Source organism: Peribacillus sp. NPDC096448 (assembly GCF_044762675.1).
Lineage (GTDB): Bacteria > Bacillota > Bacilli > Bacillales > DSM-1321 > Peribacillus > Peribacillus frigoritolerans_B.
This window is the reverse complement of record NZ_JBIWEU010000011.1, coordinates 170,872-189,068: the sequence shown is the minus strand read 5'-3', so window position 1 is coordinate 189,068 and position 18,197 is coordinate 170,872. Positions and strand designations below refer to the sequence as shown.

14 protein-coding genes, 1 pseudogene and 1 riboswitch are annotated in these 18,197 nt (G+C 41.2%); of the genes and pseudogenes, 9 read left to right on the top strand and 6 right to left on the bottom strand.

Translation table 11 applies throughout. From position 1 onward, the window contains the following. Positions 1-32: 32 nt before the first annotated feature. Entirely contained in the window at positions 33-1,214 is a 1,182-nt protein-coding gene (locus ACIQ0C_RS19145; RefSeq protein WP_403062800.1) for a DUF2515 family protein, read from the bottom strand. A 22-nt stretch (positions 1,215-1,236) separates the two neighbouring features. Next, the gene (locus ACIQ0C_RS19140; protein ID WP_403062798.1) at positions 1,237-1,404 is read right to left on the bottom strand and encodes a hypothetical protein; all 168 of its coding nucleotides are present in this window, start codon (positions 1,402-1,404) and stop codon (positions 1,237-1,239) included. A gap of 509 nt (positions 1,405-1,913) precedes the next feature. Here ACIQ0C_RS19140 and ACIQ0C_RS19135 point away from each other — a divergent pair. From ACIQ0C_RS19135 to ACIQ0C_RS19125, 3 genes are all read left to right on the top strand, one after another. Continuing rightward, positions 1,914-3,665, top strand: coding sequence for an ABC transporter ATP-binding protein (locus ACIQ0C_RS19135; RefSeq protein WP_403062795.1), 1,752 nt, complete (start codon positions 1,914-1,916; stop codon positions 3,663-3,665). Further along, on the top strand, positions 3,662-5,680 hold the full coding sequence (locus ACIQ0C_RS19130; RefSeq protein ID WP_403062792.1) for an ABC transporter ATP-binding protein: 2,019 nt from the start codon (positions 3,662-3,664) through the stop codon (positions 5,678-5,680). Before ACIQ0C_RS19135 ends, ACIQ0C_RS19130 begins: the two co-directional genes overlap by 4 nt. 135 nt (positions 5,681-5,815) lie before the next feature. Continuing rightward, positions 5,816-6,064, top strand: a complete 249-nt coding sequence (locus tag ACIQ0C_RS19125; RefSeq protein WP_134782924.1) for a type B 50S ribosomal protein L31 — start codon at positions 5,816-5,818, stop codon at positions 6,062-6,064. Between the two features lie 112 nt (positions 6,065-6,176). Here ACIQ0C_RS19125 and metC read toward each other — a convergent pair whose 3' ends face one another. Next, the gene (gene metC / locus ACIQ0C_RS19120; RefSeq protein ID WP_403062789.1) at positions 6,177-7,358 is read right to left on the bottom strand and encodes a cystathionine beta-lyase; all 1,182 of its coding nucleotides are present in this window, start codon (positions 7,356-7,358) and stop codon (positions 6,177-6,179) included. After that, a complete protein-coding gene (locus ACIQ0C_RS19115; RefSeq protein ID WP_402836645.1) occupies positions 7,355-8,467 on the bottom strand; it encodes a methionine biosynthesis PLP-dependent protein in 1,113 nt (370 codons plus the stop codon). Before ACIQ0C_RS19115 ends, metC begins: the two co-directional genes overlap by 4 nt. Positions 8,468-8,553: 86 nt before the next feature. Beyond that, positions 8,554-8,667, bottom strand: a riboswitch (SAM riboswitch). A gap of 326 nt (positions 8,668-8,993) precedes the next feature. Here ACIQ0C_RS19115 and fumC point away from each other — a divergent pair. Next, the gene (gene fumC, locus ACIQ0C_RS19110; RefSeq protein ID WP_403062786.1) at positions 8,994-10,376 is read left to right on the top strand and encodes a class II fumarate hydratase; all 1,383 of its coding nucleotides are present in this window, start codon (positions 8,994-8,996) and stop codon (positions 10,374-10,376) included. 109 nt (positions 10,377-10,485) lie between these two features. Further along, positions 10,486-10,728, top strand: a complete 243-nt coding sequence (locus ACIQ0C_RS19105) for a hypothetical protein (protein ID WP_402836642.1) — start codon at positions 10,486-10,488, stop codon at positions 10,726-10,728. A gap of 58 nt (positions 10,729-10,786) precedes the next feature. Here ACIQ0C_RS19105 and ACIQ0C_RS19100 read toward each other — a convergent pair whose 3' ends face one another. Next, positions 10,787-11,932, bottom strand: a complete 1,146-nt coding sequence (locus tag ACIQ0C_RS19100) for an ABC transporter ATP-binding protein (protein WP_403062783.1) — start codon at positions 11,930-11,932, stop codon at positions 10,787-10,789. Positions 11,933-12,045: 113 nt separating this feature from the next. Then, positions 12,046-12,930, bottom strand: coding sequence for a PucR family transcriptional regulator (locus tag ACIQ0C_RS19095; protein WP_403062780.1), 885 nt, complete (start codon positions 12,928-12,930; stop codon positions 12,046-12,048). Between the two features lie 179 nt (positions 12,931-13,109). On the opposite strand from ACIQ0C_RS19095, the gene ACIQ0C_RS19090 reads away from it, so the two are divergent. The 4 genes and pseudogenes from ACIQ0C_RS19090 to ACIQ0C_RS19075 all read left to right on the top strand — a co-directional run bounded on the left by ACIQ0C_RS19090 (position 13,110) and on the right by ACIQ0C_RS19075 (position 18,016). Continuing rightward, positions 13,110-14,150, top strand: a complete 1,041-nt coding sequence (locus ACIQ0C_RS19090; RefSeq protein WP_403062777.1) for an NAD-dependent epimerase/dehydratase family protein — start codon at positions 13,110-13,112, stop codon at positions 14,148-14,150. 264 nt (positions 14,151-14,414) lie between these two features. Continuing rightward, a complete protein-coding gene (locus tag ACIQ0C_RS19085) occupies positions 14,415-15,536 on the top strand; it encodes a tyrosine-type recombinase/integrase (RefSeq protein WP_403062774.1) in 1,122 nt (373 codons plus the stop codon). Between the two features lie 14 nt (positions 15,537-15,550). Beyond that, a pseudogene (locus ACIQ0C_RS19080) lies at positions 15,551-17,643 on the top strand (tyrosine-type recombinase/integrase). Beyond that, on the top strand, positions 17,636-18,016 hold the full coding sequence (locus ACIQ0C_RS19075; RefSeq protein ID WP_403062771.1) for a DUF6262 family protein: 381 nt from the start codon (positions 17,636-17,638) through the stop codon (positions 18,014-18,016). The pseudogene ACIQ0C_RS19080 and the gene ACIQ0C_RS19075 overlap by 8 nt, the downstream one beginning before the upstream one ends. The last annotated feature ends 181 nt before the right edge of the window (positions 18,017-18,197 follow it).

Below are 18,197 nucleotides of genomic sequence, written 5' to 3'. Positions count from 1 at the left end.
GGGATGGGATATTCAAAGTAAGAGGCTTCATGCTAGAAAATGGCTTTCATTTCGTTAAGGGTTTTGAGCTGCCTGACATTTTCGAGCACCTCGTTGGTCAGGTCAGCCTTTTTAATGATCGGTAGGCTTCGTAAATCTTCCATGAAGCTTTCATTCGTGAACCAATCAAAGGAATGGGGAGGAAAGAATAGTTGATCTTCCCATGCATCATGAAGAGTGGGGCTGTAGATTTTATCATCTTTTGACGTGGATCCAGCAGAGGTATATATGCTTCCCCAGTAATCCTCTCTGGAACCGGTATGGGGAATCTCTTTTGTAAATTGGCCAACACCGCGAAAAACCGCCGGATGCTGAAAAAGAAGCCCATATAATAATTTCCCCGTTTCAATACGCTGTTTCGGGTCGGCAAAGCGTTCGATGGTAAGGCCTGTCAAGTTATGAAGTCCTTTTTGCTTGTTTTCATAGGGAAAAATCACTTTCATGAAGCCTAAGTATTCCTGAAGCTGAAAATCAAGCCTGCGGAGGATTTCACCATGACGGGTGCGCTTTAAGATCCTTTCCTGAAGCATTCTTTGTTCATTAATGATGAGGGCCGTTGTCAAAAGGGGTGAATGGGGCTCTTCGATGAAAGATTCCCAAATCGGGGCCATGAATCTTGAAATGCGGAATACCGGTAAATACCTTCTTAGCGGAAGTTCTTTTTGTTTAGAATGCTCATATAAAAGAAGCTGGGGGAAGGCATCTGCAAATATGGCTGAATTGGCGCGCTCAAGGAACAGGAAAAATTTCTGCCGTTCCGCTCGGTCAAGGAGATGGGTCATGGCTGAACTTTTCAGGTCAGTCATATGGTATCCTCCATTCCTCGAAACCATATGTGCTAAAAAGGCCCAATGGACCTCTGGATTACGATTGTAAAAGGCAAGATAGGCTTGTGTTCTTGTGATATTGTTCCGGTTCAAGGCAGCCGTCTCGGTCCGAATGCTTTTTATCAGAGCGGCTTCCTTAGGGAAAAAAGCTTTTGACTCATCAAAAGGCTGAAAGAGCTCTTTTTGTAAACGCGATTTTAGTGTGTCATATCTTTCAGCATCGATGATCGGTTTTGTTTTGGCAGGGTGTTTACCCAACAGCTTTTGAAAATATTGGGAGAGCATACATTTCACCACGAATGTTTTTCGATCATTATATGCAGAGCAGTCAAGAAAGGGGCGTTGCATTTGCAATGCCCCCAAGATGATGTCATTTTTTTTTCTTCTTTTCCCGGTACAATAAAATATAATAAACGATCCAGAAAAGAAACACGGGAATGAAGGATAAAAATCTATATTCGATCGGGACGGCAAATAAGATGAAAATGGCTGATAATAAAAAGGGAACCGCCAGGAGTATATATTTTCTCCATTGCATATGCTGAACCTCCTTAGGTTGCGTCATTCTTATTAGAATAAAGGATTATCAATCAATAATCTAGAAAAGTCACAATTGACAAAAATATGCAAACGTAGTAATCTTTAAAAATAAGTTAAAAATTACCATTAATTAATGAAAAAGGAGGCGAACGTCATGACTAAATCAGTTAAGCAAAGTGATGTCACAATCGAATATCATACGTCCGCCTGCCCTGAGACCTTGTCTTTCCAGACATAGGATTCCTCGTTTCCATTCATGATTTTAAAGCGCAGGTTGTGGAATTTTCGCGGCCTGCGCTTTTATATGTGTTATTACGCATCTAAAAAAGCTTCCGCTAATTGGCGGGGGCTTTTTGGCATTTGGGATCCAGGTGCATTAGCACCCTTTCCATATAAATGATAGGAGGAATTTTTAATGAGACAAAAGACATTGGAAATCTTATTGCAGCCGGGAGATCCAGAAAGCGGTTAGCGAGTGAAAGGTTTGACCAAAAGGGAGGGGAATTCATGTTTGCGATTTTTAAAAAGCTGTCCTGGTTCTTTAAAGAACAGTGGCAGCGGTACACCTTGGCGATTTTATTTCTATGTCTAGTGAATATCTTGGAGGTTATCCCGCCAAAACTTGTCGGGAATGCGATCGATGATATGAACAATGGCAGCATTACGCAGGAAGGGGTCATGAAATACGTTATTTATTTGCTCTTGGTACTGATCGGCAGTTACCTATTTGGTTACTTATGGAGTTATCTGTTATTCGGCGGTGGAAATTTGGTCGAACGAAAACTAAGGTCTGGATTTATGGGACATTTGCTGAAAATGACGCCGAGCTTTTATGAAAAAAACCGTACAGGGGATTTAATGGCAAGGGCAACCAATGATTTGAAGGCAATATCCCTCACAGCTGGTTTCGGGATATTGACCCTCGTTGACGCGGTGCTTTTCACCATTACGGTAGTGGTCATGATGGGAGCCACGATCAGCTGGCAGTTGACGATTGCGGCGGTGTTGCCGCTTCCGATCATGGCAGTGATGATGCAAATTTACGTGAAGAAAATTTACAAACGTTTTACGGATGCACAAGCAGCCTTTGGTACTTTAAATGACAAGGTCCTGGAATCCATTTCAGGTGTCCGTGTTATCCGGGCCTATGTCCAGGAACGGGAAGATGAAAAGCGGTTTAAGGAAATGACCGAGGATGTATATCGCAAAAATCTGGCAGTGGCAAGGATTGACGCCCTCTTCGATCCGACGATCAGCATTATCATCGGCATCAGTTATTTAATCGGATTGGGCTATGGGGCTTATCTTGTGTTTCAACAGGCCATAACGCTTGGCGGACTTGTTTCGTTCAATGTGTACCTAGGCATGTTAATCTGGCCGATGATTGCGGTGGGAGAACTGATCAATGTCATGCAGAGGGGAAATGCTTCGCTAGACCGTGTTCAGGATACCCTTTCGTATGAAGCGGATGTGAAGAATTCAATGGGACTGGAGAGTATTACGAATCCGGGGAATATCCAATTCAATTCAGTGCATTTTACATACCCTTCCTCAACGGTTGTGAATCTATCCGATATTTCCGTTCAGCTTGAGCGCGGTCAAACATTGGGGATAGTGGGGAAAACAGGTAGTGGAAAAACGACATTCGTGAAGCAATTGCTGCGGGAATATCCTTTAGGAACAGGTGAAATCGCCTTTGCAGGCATGCCGCTGGAGCAACTGCACCTTGAAGATATTCGTAAATGGATCGGATATGTTCCACAGGACCATTTTTTATTCTCGAAGACTGTTAGGGAAAATATCTTATTCGGTAAAATGGATGCAACGGAAGATGAACTGGCTGAAGCTATCCGGCTTGCTGATTTTGAGAAGGACTTAATGATGCTGCCAAACCGTCTTGAGACACTCGTCGGTGAGAAGGGTGTCGCTCTATCCGGTGGGCAAAAGCAGAGGATCTCGATTGCCAGGGCATTGATCAAAAATCCGGAAATCCTTATATTGGATGATTCCTTATCCGCTGTCGATGCAAAAACGGAAACGACGATCATCGAAAATATCCAAAATGAACGGGCAGGGAAAACGACCATCATCACAACCCACCGCTTATCGGCCGTTCAGCACGCGGACAGGATTATCGTGTTGGACAGCGGAAAGATCATCGAAGAGGGGACTCACGCGGATTTACTGCAAAATGATGGCTGGTATAGGGAGCAATATGAACGACAGCAGGTTGACGAAGGGAAGGAGGTGAAGGCATGAGGGTCGTAAAGAAACTTTTTAATTATGCTGCCCTTTATAAAAAATTGATCATTGGCGCCCTGATCATGCTTGCACTTTCGGTAGCGGCCGATTTAACGGGACCTTTCGTTGCCAAGAGAATCATCGATTCACATATACTTGGCATTGAATCTTCCTGGTATGAAGCAGGTAAAGGGAAAGATGCAGTTAAGTATGATGGAAAATGGTATAAACGGGCTGATTACTTTGCAAAAGGTGAGAAGAAAGGCGGGGAAGTCCATATTCTGCAGGTTGGCAATCAATTTGTCTTCGTAAATGAAGCTGTCCCTATCGATGGGCGCAGAACCTTGGAGGACCAATCATTGATCATCAAGAAAGACGGGAAAGAGCAACGTGTGCAAGCAGTGAAATTGACGAGTCAGGAAGTGATGGGATTTTATCAACCGGAAATCCCGCGGATCATTAAGCTTGTGGCTTTTTATTTTAGTCTCGTCATCCTTTCCTCCATTTTTCAATATGGGCAGAGTTTTTATTTGCAGAAAGCGGCGAACCGAATCATACAGAAGATGCGAAATAATATTTTTACGCATATATCCCGTTTGCCGATACGTTATTTCGATAATATGCCAGCGGGTAAAGTTGTAGCCAGGGTCACTAATGATACGGAAGCGATCCGGGAATTATATGTAACCGTGCTCGCCAACTTCTTCTCGAGTACAATTAATATTTTCGGTGTTCTAATTGCTTTGTTTATTCTGGATCCACGAGTCGGTACCATAGGCCTTCTACTTATTCCGATCATCGTTATCTGGACGATGGTATACCGTAAATTCGCCTCGAAATATAATCACATCATTCGGGAACGGGTCAGCGATATTAATGGGATGATCAATGAATCCATTTCTGGAATGAGTATCATTCAGGCATTTGGACGTGAAAAGGAGACGAAGCAATCTTTTGAAAATCTGAACCGGGAGCATTATTCCTATCAAAATAAAATGCTCCATTTGAACTCGTTGACGGGTGGAAACTTGATTGGCGTCATTAAGGTTGTGGCGCTAATGGCATTCGTCTGGTATTTCGGAGGGATTTCCCTTACAGCGAGTTCGGCCATTTCCTTAGGGATGATGTATGCAATTGTTGATTTGATCAGCCGCCTGCTACATCCGCTTCATGGAATCGTCAATCAGTTCGCTAATCTTGAACAGGCGCTCGTTGCAGGGGAGAGGACGTTCAGCTTATTGGATGAGCAGGGATTGGCAGTCAGCGATGAAAACATATCCAGATACAAAGGAAACGTACAATTCGAAAATGTTTCTTTTGGTTATAAGGATAAAGAATATGTGTTAAGGGACATTTCCTTCTCCGCTAAACAAGGGGAAACGGTCGCTTTAGTTGGCCATACCGGGTCAGGAAAAAGTTCCATAATGAATTTATTGTTCCGCTTTTATGACAGCAGTGAAGGACAAATTAAAATCGATGGCAGAAATATATTGGATATCCCCCATCAGACGCTTAGGGAGCATATGGGGATCGTCCTTCAGGATCCTTATTTATTTACTGGCACGATCGCCTCCAATATCAGTCTGGATCATAAAGGCATCACAAGGGAAATGGTTGAAAAAGCATTAAGAGATGTCGGGGGGGACAAAGTGCTGAAGCATCTTCCTTTAGGGCTTGACGAACCCGTGATCGAAAAGGGCGGAACGCTGTCTTCCGGACAGCGGCAGCTAATCTCTTTTGCCCGTGCCCTTGCATTCAATCCGGCCATATTGATTTTGGATGAAGCGACAGCAAGCATCGACACCGAAACCGAGGCGATTATCCAGGAAGGTATGGAAGTGCTGAAAAAAGGGAGAACGACCTTCATCATTGCACATAGACTTTCCACGATAAAAAATGCCGACCAAATTCTTGTACTGGATAAAGGGCGGATTGCTGAGCAAGGTACACATGAGGAATTAATGGAACTAAAAGGGAAGTACCATCAAATGTATGAACTGCAGGCTGGTCCGCATAAAGGCATGGCTGGCTGACGATTGAATAAGGTTGGATCATCAAGATTAAACTATAATGAAAGGGTACCGACTATTGGTACCTTCAAGCATAATGATTGATAATAGTAATCATTACGTTTAAGATATACCTATACTGACAATGAGGTGATAATAGTGAAACAAGAAATTCATCCCGATTATCAACAAGTGGTGTTCATGGATACCAACAGTGGGTATAAATTTTTGACAGGTTCCACGAAGACGTCCAATGAAACGATCGTTTGGGAAGACGGCCAAACATATCCATTATTAAAAGTGGAAATCAGCTCGGATACGCACCCTTTTTATACCGGAAAGCAGAAGTTTGCTGAAAAAGGCGGACGGGTGGATCGCTTCCTGGATAAATATAATATGAAGAAATGAGAGTCAGGCCATCGGGAAATCGATGGTCTTTTTTTATGATTGGGTTGAAAACGATTAATAATGATGCAAGGGAAAAGGGTGCCCATAATATATGTGGGCACCCATCCTTTATTCATTTTGCAGCAATTGCTTCCCCTTTGGCAATATTGACGAGGGCTGCATCGAAGTCCTTGATTATATCGTCCGGATTTTCCAGTCCGACAGAGAGACGGAGTAAGCTGTTCGTGATGCCCCGCTTTACCCTTTCATCAGCAGGCATGGCAGCATGGGACATTTTGGCCGGGTAGGATAATATAGATTCGACCGCTCCTAGGCTTACGGCAAAAACTGGGAGCTCGACAGTGTTCACGAAGGAACGGAAGATTTCCTCACTTTCCAATTCAAATGATAGGACCGCCCCCGCTCCAAGTGACTGGCCTTTCTGGATGGCGTGCTGTGGATGATCCGCTAAGCCGGGATAATACACATTTTTCACCAAGGGCTGCTCCTTTAGGTAGGCTGCAATTTTTTCTGCCCCTTTTTGTGAATGTTCCATTCTAACTGATAAGGTTTTCAAACCTCTCATTACAAGCCAGGCATCCTGGACACCAAGGACTGCTCCAAAGGAGTTTTGGAGGGAACCGAGTCTTGCCGCCAATTCCGGATCTTTCACTACCGCAAGCCCAGCTACCACATCACTATGACCGGATAAAAACTTCGTCGCGCTATGAAGGACAACATCAGCGCCCAGATTCAATGGTTTTTGTAATGCCGGGGTCAAGAATGTGTTATCAACAAAACTTAAGGCACCGGCTTTTTTTGCGATATCACATACGGCTTGGATATCGGTCACTTTAAGTAACGGGTTTGAAGGCGTTTCGATGTATATGGCCCTGGTATTTGGCTGAACGGCGGCTTTGACGCTTTCAAGGTCCGTCATGTCAACGAAGGTATGCTCAATATTAAAACGGGTCAATACGCTTGTGACCATCCTGAACGTTCCGCCGTACACATCTTCGGAAATGACGATATGATCCCCGGCAGACAATAGCAGGAAGGCTGTTGAAATGGCAGCCATACCTGATGAAAAGGCAAAGCCGTGAGTGCCTTCCTCAAGTTCGGCAATGATATCTTCAAGTGCTTCGCGAGTTGGGTTCCCGCTTCTGCTGTAGTCATATTTCCCGAATTGGTCGATATCGGATTGATGGAAAGTCGATGCATGCTGAATGGGGACGCTCACACCGCCCGTTGCCGGATCGAATTTATGTTGATTATGAAGTAATTTCGTTTCAAAGCTAAACTCATGATCTGTCATCGTAGTGCCTCCCTTTTTACATGTGCGAATGCTTGCTGCAAGTCACCAATCAAATCATCGCTATCCTCGATGCCAACGGAGAAGCGGAGCAGGCGATTACAAACCCCGTTTGCCGTTCTGACTTCAAGCGGTATATCGGCATGTGTTTGTGTGGCAGGATAGGTGATGAAGCTTTCAACCCCTCCAAGGCTTTCTGCAAAAGAAATTAATGAGAGCGATTGTAAAAATGGGTTGACCGCCGCTTCCTCAATGATACGGAATGAAATCATGCCGCCTCTGCCTGGATACAATACGTCCGTAACACAATCATGCTCCGATAAATAATCTACAAGTATCTTGGCATTCTTTTCATGACGCTCCATCCGTAATGCCAGGGTTTTCATTCCGCGCATCAACAGCCAAGAATCGAATGGGCTCAAGACAGCTCCAGTACCATTATGGTGGAAGGCAAGTGCATCACATAATTCAGCGCCGCTAGCAACGATCAGTCCGGCGAGCACATCATTATGACCACCGAGATACTTGGTTGCACTGTGAATCACAATATCCGCTCCAAGCAGGATGGGTTGTTGAATAAGAGGCGTGTAAAAAGTGTTATCAACGATTAACAATAAACCATATCGTTTAGCCAATGCGGCAACGGCGCTAATATCCGTTTGCTGCATAAGAGGGTTAGTGGGAGTTTCGATGAAGATGGCTTTCGTGTGAGGAGTGATGGCTTTTTCGATATCCTCCAAACAACAAGTGTTTACATAGTCACACTGCAATCCCCATTTTTTAAAGCCTTGTTCTAACAGACGATATGTACCGCCATAAAGATCTTCGCTGACAATCCATGCATCCCCGGATTTAAAAAGGGCGAGTATAGTGGAGATGGCGGCCATTCCTGAACTGCAGGCATAACCTTGGTCGCCTTTTTCCAGATCGGCGATGGATCGCTCCAATAGCTGGCGTGTTGGGTTACCTGTCCTTGTGTAGTCGAATCCCGTCGATTGGCCAATTCCTTCGTGGCGAAAAGCTGTTGAAAAGTATACCGGTGGATTGACTGTTCCTGTCGCCGTTTCGCTGCGATTTCCTAATTGAGCAAGATATGTTTCAGTTTTATACATGGTTTTCACTGCTCCTTTGAGTTAAATAAAATAAAAAAAAGTCTTCTTTAAGAAGAAGACTTTGATTAAGTAGGGACGAGTCATTCTTCTTATCTTCCAAGTTCATAAACTTGTGGAATTAGCACCTTTTCATTGGTTTGAAACAAATGAAGGTTGCTGAGGTGTCATCGGGCCATTCCCTCTACCTCTCTCGATAAGAGTTTAGATTATTCAATTTCTTTTGAATTTACTATATATACAAAATACTGTCAAGGGCATTTTGGGAGTGATGATATTTTGATGTTCATGGCCAAGTCAATTGGAGCCTAGCGGTATCTACATTTTATGTGTCAAAAAAGAATATCCGAATCTTCGTATAAACATGAATGGCCAAAGGTTTTTCAGAAATATGGAAAGGGTCAGCCGGATATTTTTGCTTTAAAATAATAAAGTTTGTACAATGTATGGAGAGAAAGAATAATCCGACATTATTCATTTCATATGCAAAAAGTCTTCAATGAATAGTGCAAACATAGGAGGAGAACACATGGAATACAGAATCGAACGAGATACGATGGGTGAAGTGAAAGTTCCTGCTGATAAATATTGGGGAGCACAAACTGAGAGAAGCCGTAACAATTTCAAAATCGGTAACGAAAAAATGCCGATTGAATTAGTTCGTGCATTTGCATATGTTAAACAAGCTGCTGCAAAGGTGAACCATGATCTTGGTGATCTTTCCGAAGTTAAAAAGAATGCCATCGTCAAGATTTGCGGTGAAATCCTTGAAGGTACGCTTGATGAACATTTCCCGCTTGTAGTTTGGCAAACGGGAAGCGGTACGCAAAGCAATATGAACGTGAATGAAGTGGTCGCTAACAAAGGGAATGAATGGTTAAAAGAAAATGGTGAATCAGAAACCCTTCACCCGAATGATGATGTTAACAAGGCACAAAGCTCAAATGATACTTTCCCGACCGCCATGCATATTGCAGCCTTTATGGAAGTCGCTGAAAAATTGGTTCCTGCCATCAAAGCACTTCGTGATACATTCGATACAAAAGAAAAAGAATTTTGGGATGTCGTGAAAATCGGCCGGACACATCTTCAAGATGCTACACCATTAACATTAGGACAAGAAATTTCCGGTTGGAAAGCGATGCTCGATAAAGATTTGGCGATGATTGAGGAAAGCAGCCAAAAATTATTGAACCTTGCTCTAGGCGGAACGGCTGTAGGAACCGGAATCAATACAAAGAAAGAATTCCCGGGACTTTCTGCCAAACAAATTGCAGCGGATACAGGATATCCTTTCGTCACATCTGATAATAAGTTCCATGCATTGACTAGCCATAACGAAATCGTCTACGCACACGGTGCTTTGAAAGCATTGGCAGCGGATTTAATGAAAATTGCGAACGATGTCAGATGGCTGGCAAGTGGTCCTAGAAGCGGAATCGGCGAAATTGCCATTCCGGAAAACGAGCCGGGCAGCTCCATCATGCCAGGTAAAGTCAATCCGACCCAAAGTGAAGCGCTTACCATGATTGCAACACAAATCGTGGGTAATGATGCTACAATTGGCTTTGCAGCAAGCCAAGGTAACTTTGAACTGAATGTATTCAAACCAGTCATCATCTATAACTTCCTGCAAACGGTTAAATTATTGACGGAAGGCATTCATTCCTTCAACGATAATTGTGCGGTTGGCATCACTGCAAATGAAGATAAAATCAAAGAAAATGTAGAGCGTTCCCTTATGCTGGTAACAGCATTGAACCCGCATATCGGTTATGAAAAAGCAGCCAAGATCGCCAAAACTGCATTCAAGGACAACTCCACTTTAAAGGAAGCGGCGTTGAAATTGCAGTTCCTGACGGAAGACGAATTCAAAGCATGGGTCGATCCTGCTAACATGGTTAATAAATAATTGCATAGAAATGCCCTCCCTCTGGTATTAGGGAGGGTGTTTCCATGTGTTAAAATAATGGAATCGACAAATACTGAAATCATAAGTAACGGGAACAGGAGGAAAAACAATGTCTATATGCCCGCTTTGCAACGGTCTAAGAAAAATCCATGTGAATTGCCCGGAATGCGGCAATGATCTTGAGGATAAAGGGAAATTCATGGATTATGCTGATGATTACAGTGCTTATATGGATATCGACATACTTAAAGAAAACGACGGATACCCTCAATCCCTTCAAAAAGGTCAATGCCCGCATCTCATGAAATGCCCTGAATGCGGACATGATGAAGTGGTATTGGTCCAAGAATGAACCATTCCTTTATTTGAATAAACGTAAAAAGACCCATTATGAATGGGTCTTTTTACGTTTAATTGGCAGATAACTTCATGCTTTCCTGCATCTGTTCATCTTCTTCAACTAAAATACGATGTTCGGTCCCTTTATCAAAAAAGTGTGCTTTATTCATGTCGAGGGCAAGTTCGATCTTTTCGCCTGCCTGGATAATGTTATTGGCATCGACCCTTGCAACGAAGTCTTGCCCCTCTAATGTGGAGTAGAGCATGATCTCCGCGCCCATGAGTTCGGCTACATCAATTTGGGTCGTGAATGTAGTGTTAGGGGATTCCGTGAAATAAGCTCCTTCATTATGGAAATCCTCCGGACGGATGCCAAGGATTACATCTTTTCCGACATATCCTTGATCACGCAGCATTTTCATCTTTAATTCAGGTATTTCAAGCGTTTGTTCGCCTATTTTAATTGTGCCTTCTTTTAATGTTCCGGTAAAGAAGTTCATGGCAGGCGATCCGATAAAGCCGCCGACGAAAACGTTTATTGGTTTCTCATAAACATCCTTTGGAGCACCGACCTGTTGGATGATGCCATCTTTCATTACAACAAGACGTGTCGCCATGGTCATTGCCTCTGTTTGATCATGTGTGACATATATCGTTGTGGTGTCGAGCCGTTTATGCAGTTTAGCAATTTCCGCACGCATCTGAACCCGCAGCTTTGCGTCGAGATTGGATAATGGCTCATCCATCAAGAAAACTTTTGCGTCCCTTACAATTGCGCGGCCAAGTGCCACACGCTGGCGCTGACCACCCGAAAGTGCTTTAGGTTTCCTGTTTAACAGCTCTTCAAGACCGAGAATCCTTGCCGCTTCATTGACTCTTTGCTTGATATCCGCTTTTGGCGTTTTCCTGAGCTTTAAACCGAATGCCATATTGTCAAATACGGACATATGAGGATATAAGGCATAGTTCTGGAAAACCATCGCAATATCGCGATCTTTAGGGGGGACATCATTGACTCGCTTGCCGTCTATGTATAAATCCCCTTGTGAAATGTCTTCCAGTCCGGCAATCATCCTTAATGTCGTCGATTTGCCGCAGCCTGAAGGTCCCACAAAAACTATGAATTCCTTATCGGCAACACGAAGGTTGAAGTCTTTAACAGCCGTCACCTTTTTATCATAAATCTTGAATATATGATCCAACACTAACTCTGCCATGAAAAATCCCCCTTTTAAACTCTTAGATTACTTGTACCAATTAGCTATAGTCTAAGCTATGGGTTTAGAAAAAAGTATGGGCACATTGCACAAAAAAGTGTTTACATTGGAAATTAATCATTCAGTAAAAGTATCAAGTATGCAGTAAGGGCATGACGGAAGTTTTTAATATCTAGACCAGTTCTTTCAGAGAATTTATCGATTCGGTATTGTAAGCTGTTCCGATGTATATAAAGCTGTTTGGCGGCATATGTGGCATTGGAATTACATTCGATATACATTTTAACCGTTTTGATAAGCTCAGTATCCTGCTTGGTCTTGCCAAGAATTTCATTGATAAACCAATTTGCATTCTTAAAGGATGGATCATTTATTAATGAGTATGGGATGATGTCTGCCAAATCAGTCACCTTTATATCCGGCAGATGCACCTGTGCCAATTCAAAACACTTTTTCTCCTGAGTCCAGTGATGGTGAAGGTCTTGATCTACAGGGTGAAAGCGCCCGGTGAACATACGTGTCTTTACATAAAAGTCACTTTCAAGCGTGGAAGAAATCGCGATCAGTTCTTTATTCGATAATGGTTCATCCTTGTCCGGTTCAATTAAGACTCCTGCCGTCTCATTTTCCCAGATAATAGCTGCGTCAGATGGAACGAAAGCGAGGAAGGCCTCTTCAAAATCGGAGTTGGAAAAATCATCATGAGTCAACTTGAAATGAAGGAATCGAACATTCTCCCAGCTCGTTAAAGGCAATGGTTCATTCGGTTCGGATAAAAAATTTTTCCATGATGAGCCTGGATGTGCATTGAGGTTATTTGGGTTTATGCAAGGAGCAAAAAGCAGTTCCAATAAACGGATTTCTTCGGCTGTGATTTCTGAATGGGGAATGCCAAGTATACTTCTGGAGTCTTCAAACCAAACATAATTAGAAATATCATCTGTATCCTTTTTATTGGTAAGAGCGTTTGGGAATTTTTGTTTAAGATTTTCAAGCATCGGTTCCACCTTCTTTCTCCCTTTCCATATCATTATAGCGAAAAAGCATAAAGTTCAAAAGATTAGGATATTTCTAGATTTTCCGAAGGGAAAACCAAAGAAAGGTTGCAAGTATTATTAATGTTAGGAAAGGGTATTGCGTATGCTTTATGGAATATCGTTAAAGAGGAGGAGATCTTATGAACATTTTAATATTGGGCGGTACACGCTTTTTAGGCCGGTATTTAGCAAAAGCTGCGATAGGGAAAGGGCATATTGTCACACTTTTTAATCGTGGAAGCGACCCTTATGTTTTTCCCGAAATAGAACAGTTAAGAGGGGACCGCGATGGGGATCTTGAAATGTTGAAAGGAAGACAGTGGGATGCAGTCATTGACACATCAGGTTTTATCCCTCGAACTGTATTGAAATCTTGCAGATTGCTTAATCAAGTTAAACATTATACATATATTTCAAGCATCTCAGTTTATAGTGATCCAACCGAACCAGGTATTGATGAAAATGGAGAGGTTCATTCACTAAATGAAGATAAAGCAGAAAAAATATCCCGCGGGACTGCTGGACCGATATACGGTGAATATTATGGACCGTTAAAATCATTAAGCGAAAAAGTAGCTGAAAAAGAACTGCCGGGGAAAGTCTTGTCAATTCGTGCCGGGCAAATAGTAGGTCCATATGATTATACTGACCGATTGCCGTACTGGCTTAAAAGAATAGCGGAAGGGGGAGAAATTTTAGCTCCTGGACGCCCTGGACGTCCAATCCAAGTTATCGATGCAAGGGACTTGGCTCAATGGATCATCCAAATGATAGAAAAAAGCAAGACAGGTACGTATAATGCCGTTGGACCAGATTACACACTGACTATGGGGCAATTACTTGAAGGCTGCAAAAAGGTTACAAGAAGTAATGCTGCCTTTACATGGGTCTCTGAAAAATTTTTAAATGACAATAAAGTAGAGCCGTGGGGAGAAATGCCTTTATGGATACCAGAAGAATTCCCTTTACCAGGAGGTAAGGAACCTTTGAATGGGTTTTTGGCTGTCGACAACGATAAAGCCATCAATAATGGACTAACATTCCGTCCCCTAACAGAAACTCTCGAAGATATATGGAATTGGGAAAAGGGCCGTCCGGAATCTGCTAGAAAAGCAGGCATCCTCAGACAACATGAAAGTGATCTCCTTGGGTTATGGAAACAGACAGAAAGTCTTCTTTAATTACTTTTAAATGAACAACGTGAAGGAATTAAAAAAACGATGGGGTTTTTATTAACTATACTATAATGAATAGTGGATACTATGTTTAATATAACATAGATTATCCACTATTTTTTTATATATTAATATCACTTTATATACCATTTTTATTTAGTATTAAAAGTACAATATATAAGTAATTCATGAGTATGGGATTATATTTTAAGAGGGGGTTAAAGTCCCGTAGCAGGTAGCGGTAACCACTCTCATGGAGGGAGATAAAGAATGAGGGTTCAAGAAGTTATATTAGAGAATCAAACTAAACGGTTTATGCTTTTAGATCATAATGGGTTTCCTGTACTCCCTGTACTTAAGTACATTAAATATTTAGATACAACTGGTAAAAGCAGCAATACCCAAAAGACATACTGTTACTCCTTGAAACAGTATTTTACTTTCTTAGAAGAGATAAATAAGGAATACAAGTATATACGGTTAGATGACCTTGTGGAATTTGTTGCTTGGTTAAGAAGTCCGTATGACAGTACAAAAGTTACTTCTCTTCAACCAGTAAAAGCAAAGAAAACGGAAAAGACCATTAACCTTACGGTTACAGTTATTACAAATTTTTATGATTACCTTTACCGAAATGAAGAACTTCAAAATGACATGGTTGAGAAATTAATGAAACAAGTCTTTACAGGGGGAAGAACACGTTACAAAAGCGTCCTACATCATGTAAACAAAGACAAGCCTTCAATACGGAATGTACTCAAACTAAAGGAGCCTCGCAAAAGAGTAGAAACGTTAACAAAAGAACAGGTGCAACAAGTGATCGAGGCAACAACCAACATACGAGATACCTTTCTAATTCAAGTATTATTTGAAACAGGATTACGTATTGGAGAAGTCCTTTCCCTATACATGGAGGATTTTAAATTTGACCATCAAAAGGGACATCGTGTTCGTTTGGTAGACCGAGGAGATTTAGAAAACGGAGCAAAGTTGAAAACAGGAGAACGAGAGATTTTTGTATCGAAAGCCTTAATGGATTTATATGATGACTACTTGTATGAAGTCGTGGATGAATTGGATTTAGATACAAACTTTGTCTTTGTAAAGTTACGGGGGAAAAATGTTGGAAAACCAATGTGCTACGGAGACATACAATCCCTTTTCAAGCGTTTGAGGAAGAAAACGGGGATAGATATTCACCCTCACCTGTTTCGTCACACACACGCAACGATATACTATCAGAAAACGAAAGATATTAAACAAGTGCAAGAACGATTGGGACATTCTCAAATTCAAACGACGATGAATTTATATCTTCATCCTTCAGAAGAAGACATTCGTGAGAATTGGGAAAAAGCACAGCCAGCATTTGAAATAAAGAAAAAGAACTGAAAGGTGTTAAGAGGATGAAACATATTCAACAGGTGCATATAGAAGAATTAGGATTTCACGAACGATTACAACGAGAGTTGTCAAACTATCCTGTTAGGACTTTTCACGATGATAGCTCTGTTACAATTGAGCAAGTAAACAACCCATATTTCTTAGTTAACGATAAATGGAATGTTGGTTTTTTAGGTGAAATAAAGCAGTTCGAGAAAATGGAGAAAAATCACAAAAATACAAATCAAAATATTTTTTTCCGATTCACAAACCCTACTTTCAACTTAGAAGTAAAGTATGTATGGTATCAAAAATTATTTAAAGACGAGTGGTCTATAAGCAGTGCTTTTTCAGGAAATGGGACAAGCTTATCTAAATTAGCATTATTCATAAATCAAAAATATCCTACTCTCCATTCCCTGCTAGATTTGGATATTGAAAAAGCAGAAAGAGAGTGGCAGTTTTGGTTATACGAGCAAGGTGTCAAAACTCAAAATACTGTCCAACATAAAACAGGCATAGCAAACTTTTTACGAGTCTTACATGCGAATTTTTTCCAACTAACGGACAATCGTGAAGAGTGGGAAAAAGACAGATGGGATGTACGGATTTTGCATGAAAAGTATGGGATTAATTATATCAATAGTATCACTCAGTATTACATTGATTTCTCTAAGATAAAGCAGATAAGTATACGCCAGGAATTGAAGAAGTACATCAAGCGACGCTTACTAAGTAAAAACAATTTCACTTGGGGTACAGCACTAACATATTTCAGATATTTACCACCATTCTTGTCTTTTGTATTTTCTTTAGAACCAAATTGGATGGACTTAAAGGGTTTAAAACGTTTCCATATAGAACAGTACATTCAATGGTTGCATGAATACGCTAAGAACAATAAGAAGCAAAAAAATATACATCCTGAACGACAAGTATCAGAGGCATTAAGTACCGTGGGAAAGTTTCTTGAAGATATTCAACGATATGAATATGACATCGCTCCGGAAAGTCATGTACGACTATTGATTTTTCCAGAGGATAAACCGAAGCGAAGAAAAAAATCAATTGACCAAATTGATTATATTCCTGACCATGTTTTAGAACAACTTTTCTCACACATCAATAACCTACATAATGAGGTCATTCCTGCCTTGTGGGTAGTCTTTAAAACAGGACTTCGCATTTCGGATGTATTAGGTTTAACCTTCGATTGTTTAGTTCAACTAAACGGAAAGTATTCAATAGTAGCCGATATTGAAAAAACCTATGTCAAAGGACACCGAATCCCCATCGATGAAGAATTAGCCAATACCCTTGCGGTCCTAATTCGACAATCGAAAGAAAATAGCAATCAAGACAATAATCCCAAAGGATTCATTTTTATTCGCTATCGTGGTTCTCGTAAAGGAAATCCATTTTCTCAAAGCTGGGTTCAACGGCAATTAAATATATTGGCAAAACAAAAGAATATTACTGATGAAAATGGAGATTTATTTTATTTTAAGCTCCATCAGTTTTTCGCCATACGTATGCAGTCAAAATGTTAAATGGCGGTGTAGATATTTTAACGGTACAAGAACTGTTAGCCCATGCCTCTCCTGAGATGACATTAAGGTACGCAAAGTTATTGGATGACAACAAGAGAAAAGCATTTGAAGCTGTCATGAAGCAAGGTGTATTCAGTTTTGACTTTAATGGTGAGGTTCAAGAAATCAAGGTTGGCGAAGATATTCCTACTGATATTTTGGATGCCCTGTGGCAAGACCATAAACTAAATGCGATGGACAACCCTTATGGTACATGTCACGCTCGTTTAAATGGAAATTGTCCTCATATGGAAGCGCCACCTTGCCTAACCTGTAACGGAGGAAGTCCGTGTAAGGACTTAGCCATTGGGTTTTCAGAATTGGATGTGCAAAAGTATGAATTGCTTATTAAAACAACTTCCAAAGCTATTGATGTATCAAAGCAACATGGTCGTGAAGAAATTGCGGAGAAAAACGAAAGAAACTTACAGCGTTATATGGGTATTCTAAGTACAATTCAAGAGGGTAACATTATCTTTGGCAGACAGGATCGGATGAAAAGAAAGCAAGGTGTAACAAATGCCTAAATATGACCGTTCAGCCCATATGAAGACCATACATGCCCAACGGAAAGCAAACACTTATCAGAAAGTAGACGAAGCCATTAAACGGCTCGTACGAGCCAATGAAAGGATTAATTTTAACAGCGTCTCAAATGAAGCAGGTGTAACGAAAGCAACGCTGTACAACAATGTCGATATTCGTAAACGGATTGAAGTATTAAGGCAGCAACAATCACAAGCACCTACACCAAAACAAGTTAAGCGAGAAATGAATGAGAGCAATAAGGATGCCCTTATTGAATCACTAAAACGGAGGATTAAGAGATTAGAAGATGATAACAAGCAACTTAGGGACCAATTGAAAGTAGCTTACGCAGAGGTATATAAAAAGTTTTAGTTTATGACGAGAATGGTGTTTCCTTTTCTCCATGAAACAAACGGCGCAGGTTAGTGAAACAAAGAGCGTCAAACGGAGGCTAGTTGAACATAAAGGAATCGATTTTATAGATAATGAAAAAGGATCTTCCATTGGAAGATCCTTTAATATGTTTCCTCAACTAAAGTTTTCTTAGTTAAAA

What these genes read in the sequence shown, in the direction of transcription:
- ACIQ0C_RS19140 (WP_403062798.1), bottom strand. Translation starts at nt 1,404, where the DNA reads ATGCAATGGAGAAAATATATACTCCTGGCGGTTCCCTTTTTATTATCA.
- ACIQ0C_RS19130 (WP_403062792.1), top strand. Translation starts at nt 3,662, where the DNA reads ATGAGGGTCGTAAAGAAACTTTTTAATTATGCTGCCCTTTATAAAAAA.
- metC (WP_403062789.1), bottom strand. Translation starts at nt 7,358, where the DNA reads ATGACAGATCATGAGTTTAGCTTTGAAACGAAATTACTTCATAATCAA.
- ACIQ0C_RS19135 (WP_403062795.1), top strand. Translation starts at nt 1,914, where the DNA reads ATGTTTGCGATTTTTAAAAAGCTGTCCTGGTTCTTTAAAGAACAGTGG.
- ACIQ0C_RS19100 (WP_403062783.1), bottom strand. Translation starts at nt 11,932, where the DNA reads ATGGCAGAGTTAGTGTTGGATCATATATTCAAGATTTATGATAAAAAG.
- ACIQ0C_RS19075 (WP_403062771.1), top strand. Translation starts at nt 17,636, where the DNA reads ATGCCTAAATATGACCGTTCAGCCCATATGAAGACCATACATGCCCAA.
- ACIQ0C_RS19115 (WP_402836645.1), bottom strand. Translation starts at nt 8,467, where the DNA reads ATGTATAAAACTGAAACATATCTTGCTCAATTAGGAAATCGCAGCGAA.
- ACIQ0C_RS19105 (WP_402836642.1), top strand. Translation starts at nt 10,486, where the DNA reads ATGTCTATATGCCCGCTTTGCAACGGTCTAAGAAAAATCCATGTGAAT.
- fumC (WP_403062786.1), top strand. Translation starts at nt 8,994, where the DNA reads ATGGAATACAGAATCGAACGAGATACGATGGGTGAAGTGAAAGTTCCT.
- ACIQ0C_RS19145 (WP_403062800.1), bottom strand. Translation starts at nt 1,214, where the DNA reads ATGCAACGCCCCTTTCTTGACTGCTCTGCATATAATGATCGAAAAACA.
- ACIQ0C_RS19090 (WP_403062777.1), top strand. Translation starts at nt 13,110, where the DNA reads ATGAACATTTTAATATTGGGCGGTACACGCTTTTTAGGCCGGTATTTA.
- ACIQ0C_RS19085 (WP_403062774.1), top strand. Translation starts at nt 14,415, where the DNA reads ATGAGGGTTCAAGAAGTTATATTAGAGAATCAAACTAAACGGTTTATG.
- ACIQ0C_RS19095 (WP_403062780.1), bottom strand. Translation starts at nt 12,930, where the DNA reads ATGCTTGAAAATCTTAAACAAAAATTCCCAAACGCTCTTACCAATAAA.